Annotated in this window: 2 protein-coding genes and 1 pseudogene; 1 reads left to right on the top strand and 2 read right to left on the bottom strand. The window is 58.9% G+C overall.

Annotated features, from left to right (window positions below):
• Together ABX749_RS24605 and aceE are read right to left on the bottom strand one after the other, a co-directional pair.
• On the bottom strand, positions 1-464 hold a 464-nt coding region (locus ABX749_RS24605), incomplete at its 3' end, for a biotin/lipoyl-containing protein (RefSeq protein ID WP_372898320.1).
• Positions 465-553: 89 nt separating this feature from the next.
• Positions 554-3,283, bottom strand: coding sequence for a pyruvate dehydrogenase (acetyl-transferring), homodimeric type (gene aceE, locus ABX749_RS24600; protein WP_145207738.1), 2,730 nt, complete (start codon positions 3,281-3,283; stop codon positions 554-556).
• Positions 3,284-3,738: 455 nt separating this feature from the next.
• Between aceE and ABX749_RS24595 the strand changes: the two are divergent.
• A pseudogene (locus tag ABX749_RS24595) lies at positions 3,739-4,071 on the top strand (3-oxoacyl-ACP reductase); the annotation flags it as partial.

The following is a 4,071-nucleotide window of genomic DNA, read 5'->3' as shown; positions in this document are numbered from 1 at the left end:
GCAGCGGGTGCAGCAGCAGGAGCGGGTGCGGGTGCGGGTGCTTGGGCCGGCGGTGCTGCGGCAGCGGGAGCGGGAGTCGCTGGGGCGGGGGTCGCCGCGGCAGGAGCGGGCGTCGACGCGGCCGGAGCCGGTGGTTCGGGCGTTTCAGCCTTGGGCGGTTCTGCTTGGGGTGCTTCCGCCTTGGGGGTTTCCGGAGCGGGTTCGGCGGCCGGTGCCGCGGCGCCCGATTCGGCTTCGACTTCGATCAATACGCCACCGATCGGCACCGTGTCCCCTTCGCTGACCGCGATCTTTGAAACCTTTCCGCTGACCGACGAAGGGACCGGGACGGTCGCCTTGTCCGTCTCCATTTCAACGATGTCTTGGCCTTCGGAGATGACGTCTCCGACCGAGACGAACACTTCTAATACGTCACCGGATTCGATGCCGTCACCAAGATCGGGAAGGGTAACTTCAGTAGCCATAGATGGATTATCAGCGATAGGAGAGATCTAGCGCGAAGGCATCGTGCCTTCGCTCGGTCGAAGGATAAATTCAGATCAAAAACGATCAACTAAGCATAATACGGGTCGGGCTTGTCTGCGTCATAGCCGAGGTCATCGATCGCCTGTTTGACGTCGTTCGGTGAAAAGACGCCGGCCTTGGAAAGTCGGCTGAGCGTCGCGATCGTGATCGATTCTTTGTCGACTTCAAAGTGGCGACGCAGCGCTTCGCGGGTTTCGCTACGGCCCATGCCGTCGGTCCCCAAGACAAAGTAGTCGCCGGGGATCCAAGGCGTCAGTTGCTCGCCCAAGGCGCGAACGTAGTCGCTGGCCGAGATGAACGGGCCTTCGACTCCGTCGAGCACCTCTTCCAGGTAGCTCTTTTTCGGAGTCTCGGTGGGGTGCAACATGTTCCAGCGGTCGCACGCGGCGGCATCGCGACGGAGTTGCGTGTAGCTGGTCACACTCCAAACGTCGCTGGCAACGCCATATTTTTCGGCCAGTAACTCTTGTGCGGCAAGCACGCTATTGAGAATCGCTCCGCTGCCGAACAACTGAACACGGGCTTTCGCCTTGTCGACGTCTCGGCTGCGGTACTTGTAAATGCCTTTGACGATTCCTTCTTCGCATCCTTCGGGCATTTCCGGATGCGTGTACTCTTCGTTCTCGCTCATCAGGTAATAGATGCACTGCTCACCCTCGGCGTACATCTTCTGCAAGCCTTCCTGGATGATCACGACCGCTTCGTAGGCGAACGCGGGATCGTAGGACCGCACGGTCGGGAAGGCGATCGCGTTGAGCAAGCTGTGCCCGTCCTGGTGCTGCAGGCCTTCGCCGTTGAGCGTGGTTCGGCCAGCCGTTCCGCCGACCAGGAATCCCTTGGCTCGCATGTCGGCGGCGGCCCAGATCAGGTCACCGATGCGTTGGAAACCGAACATGCTGTAGTAGATGAAGAACGGAATCATGTTGACGCCGTGACAGCTGTAGGCGGTTCCGGCGGCATTGAAGCTGGCCATCGACCCCGCTTCGGTGATGCCTTCTTCCAAGATCTGGCCGTCTTGGGCCTCTTTGTATTTCTGCAGAATCGCCGAATCGATCGGTTCGTACAGCTGCCCGGCGTGGGCGTAGATCCCGAATTGGGTGAACATCCCTTCCATCCCAAACGTCCGCGATTCATCCGGAACGATCGGCACCATGAATTTGCCAATCTTCTTGTCGCGGCACAGGGCGATCAGCGTTTGAACCACGGCGAACGTCGTGCTGATGCTTTTGTTTTCCAGCCGCTTGATCGTTTTCTGCATGTCGGCCAGCGACGGAACTTCCAGCGTCGGATGCTCGGTCGGGCGTGAGGGCAGGTAGCCGCCCAAGGCCTTGCGTCGCTCGTGCAGGTACTTGATTTCGTGGCTGTTTTCCGGCGGCTTGTAGAACGGCGTGTTGACGACTTCATCGTCGCTGATCGGGATCCCGAACCGTGATCGGAATTCCAGCAACTCGGCTTCGTTCAGTTTTTTCTGGTTGTGGGCGACGTTGCGACCTTCGCCGGCTTCGCCCAAACCATAGCCCTTGATCGTCTTGGCCAACACGACGGTCGGCTTGCCGTTCTGCAGGCTGACGGCTTTTTGATAGGCCGCATTGACTTTCTCGGGATCGTGCCCGCCGCGGCGCATCTTTTCCAGCTTTTCGTCGCTGTAGTTTTCGACCAGCTTGAGCAGTTCGGGGTACTTGCCGAAGAAGTGTTCGCGAATGTAGCTGCCCGGCATCCCGGTGTACTTCTGGTACTGACCATCGACGACCTCGCCCATCCGCTTGACCAGCAATCCGGTGGTGTCGCGGGCGAGCAGTTCGTCCCACTCGCCGCCCCAGATGACTTTGATCACGTTCCAGCCGGCACCGCGGAAGATCGATTCCAATTCTTGAATGATCTTTCCGTTTCCGCGGACCGGTCCGTCCAATCGTTGCAGATTGCAATTGATGACGAAGATCAGGTTGTCCAGCTTTTCTCGCGAGGCCAATCCGATCGCGCCGAGTGTTTCCGGTTCGTCGCATTCACCGTCACCGAGGAACGCCCAGACCTTTTGACCGCTGGTGTCTTTGATCCCGCGATCGCGCAGGTATTCATTGAATCGGGCCTGGTAGATCGCCATGATCGGTCCCAGCCCCATCGAGACCGTCGGGTACTCCCAAAAATCGGGCATCAACCAGGGGTGCGGGTAGCTGCTCAGCCCGCCTTCGGGTTCCAGTTCGCGTCGAAAATTGATCAGTTTTTCTTTGCCCAATCGGCCTTCCAGGAAGGCTCGAGAGTACATCCCCGGCGACGCGTGGCCTTGGAAGTAAACCGAATCACCGCTGTATCCGTCTTCGCCGCGGCCTTTGAAAAAGTGATTGAAGGCGACTTCGTAGAGCGTCGCGCTGGAGGCAAAGGTACTGATGTGACCGCCGATTCCCCCGCCGCGTTTGTTGCCTCCGACGACCATCGCCATCGCATTCCAGCGGATGATCGATTTGATGCGTCGTTCCAAATCACGGTTGCCCGGATAGGCCGGCTCGTCATGGACCGGAATGGTGTTCAGATACGGCGTAGTCGTGTCGGCGGCCGCTTGGACGCCTTGCTCGGCGGCGCGGTCACGGAGTTTTTCGAGCAGAAAACGAACTCGGTCATGACCTTTGCTCTTGAGCACATATTCGAGCGACGAAAGCCACTCCTTCGTTTCTGAAGCATCGATGTCGACTTCAGCGTTCCGCTCAAGTTCGCCAAGTTGCTTCTTCACTTCATCCTGGGCGATCATCTTCGAGTCGTTCATACAAGCAAGTTCCCTGAAGGCAAGTTCACAAATCGAATCAGCGGTCGCGCTGACCGTTTCAAGTCAGCGACCGAATCATTCGGCGGGTCGTTCCACTCTTCGGCGTCTCAAACGCTCAATGTTCACTCCGATGGAAAACCACGCGGGTGATATTGATTCTTCACAACAACCGAAGCGTTACGGTAACTCGAAGGCCACCGTTGATCCAATTTGAAGAGTTTATGGCATTTGTGCAGCCCCAAAAGGGTAGCCGCCGGGGGCTTGCGACGACAAGGGCCTGGCGTTAATACGTGGTCCTGGCGTCCATTGTGGCGGACAGACAGGGGCAGCAATTGCCACTGCGACTTTTTAGCTTCCGACGGCCCAGTGAACAAACCCCCTCCACAGGGCTGTCACCGCCGTCAATTTTGCCTATCGAAGCGATTCGAGCATCCCCGGTCCGATCCGCCCAAATCATGCAAGCGCGCCCCTTCCGAGCTGTCGTGACCGGTGCTTCCTCGGGGATCGGTCGTCAGATCGCGATCGGACTGGCGCGACAACACGGCTCGCACGGCTCTGAGGCACGCTCGGCCGACCGTGAAACCGCCGTGGCAAAATTGGTGATTCATTTCCGCAAGAACCAGCGCGGCGCAGAAGAAACGGCCGCTGCGGTCGAAGCGCTCGGCGCGACGACCTGTCTGGTTCAAGCCGACATCTGCCAATCGCAGCAGCGGCAACGGTTGGTCGACGAGAGCTGGGACTTTCTCGGCCCGCCGACCACTTGGGTCAACAACGCCGGTGCGGACGTC

It is taken from the genome of Stieleria sp., from assembly GCF_041595215.1.
In the GTDB taxonomy this organism is placed as follows: Bacteria; Planctomycetota; Planctomycetia; order Pirellulales; family Pirellulaceae; genus Stieleria; species Stieleria magnilauensis.
Note: the sequence above shows the minus strand (reverse complement) of the source record. Positions and strands in the feature narration are given on the sequence as shown.